Annotated in this window: 2 protein-coding genes; both read right to left on the minus strand. The window is 38.6% G+C overall.

Annotated elements, in window-relative coordinates; genetic code table 11:
- Nucleotides 1-83 precede the first annotated feature (83 nt).
- Complete coding sequence (locus tag WJR50_RS34030; RefSeq protein ID WP_341297785.1) at nucleotides 84-1,049, minus strand: IS3 family transposase; 966 nt, start codon at nucleotides 1,047-1,049, stop codon at nucleotides 84-86.
- On the minus strand, nucleotides 998-1,411 hold a 414-nt coding region (locus WJR50_RS34035; protein WP_341297784.1), incomplete at its 5' end, for a DUF1153 domain-containing protein. The genes WJR50_RS34030 and WJR50_RS34035, both read right to left, overlap by 52 nt.

A 1,411-nucleotide genomic window follows, 5' to 3' on the forward strand; every position in this document is an offset into this window, starting at 1 on the left:
TGGCTTATCCTGCAATGAGTCAACAGATAAAAATGAAATTCAGGGCGGAAAAAGGCATTTCATAGATTGTAATATTTTAAGATTTAGGCAACCAGTACGTTAAAACGTTCTTTGTTAGTAGATCTGGGATATTTTTTCCAGCGTTTTTTAAGGGGGATATTGAGCTCATGTGCTTTACCGGGTGTCAAATAATCCAGACTAGCATGTGGTCTTAGGTGATTATAATTTTGTATAGCGTGCTTAGTAGCGTGGTAAGCCTGGTGAAAAGAAGGAAAGCCTCTTTCCAGCAAAAACTCGTATTTCAGCGTTAAATTTGTCCGCTCAGCCAATGCATTCTCATAAGGATCAGGCGATTCCGTCATTGAGACAGTGATTTCATTATTTTGTAACAGACGTATGTACTGATGACAACAATACTGGATGCCTCTATCTGAATGATGAATAAGTGGAGTAGGGGAGTCCTCCTCCTTTTGACTCAATGCCATATCAAGAGCCATCAATGGACCACGTGCATGTAAAGTGGGTTGCAGAGACCATCCTATAATCTTACGAGAGAAAGCGTCAGTAATCAGACTCAAATAACTAAACCTGTTTCCGGTTCGGATATACGTGATATCAGACACCCAGAGCTCATTGATTCCGGAAGGTTCAAAATCCTGAGTGAGGTTTTCAAACTTTCTATATCCATGCTCTGAATAAGTGGTTTTAGCACGTATAGCTTTAGTTTTGACGAGCATGTCTCTCTTTTTAAGGACTTCATGTAGTTTATCTCTTCCGCATTTAATGCCTTTTTCTTTGCGAAAAGACACCATCATATAATGTAGTTTGAGCGTGCCCACACGAGGGAGTTTTTCCCGGATATCTTTTACTTTTGCGATAATTTCTTCTTCAATATCTTTGTTAAGATGATTCTGTTTTAAAGCTTTGTAATACGCATAACGTGTCAGGCCAAACAGTCCACAAAGAACCTGAAGTCCTTTGAGTGGATAGCGTATTTTTAGTTTTTCGACTGTCTGGCTCCAGGCTTTTTTCCGATTTTGATGTTGAATTCTTCTTCGGCTACCTCTATCATGGTTTTGTAAGCTTCAGCCTTTAACTGAGCCAATTCATTTTCTTTTTTCATCAGCTTGAGCTGCTTCTCAAGCTCTTTGATCTTCTGCTTATCCTTCAGATCGGCTTTAGTTTTACTTTTTTTCTGAGCCATGATATCGAGATTAATATGTGGTTGAACAAAATATTTTTCGTGCCAGCGCATCCATTGGTATAGTAATTTACTGGAAATGTGGTATTTATGGCAAGCCTGCTCTTCAGAAAGAAGACCAGCCTGAACATACTGTACCGCTTGTTTTTTAGTTCTTAGCGAATAGTATTTTGAAGTGATCATGCTTAAATGGTTGATTAATAAAGAGTT

This window comes from Catalinimonas locisalis (assembly GCF_038039535.1).
Taxonomy (GTDB): domain Bacteria; phylum Bacteroidota; class Bacteroidia; order Cytophagales; family Cyclobacteriaceae; genus Catalinimonas.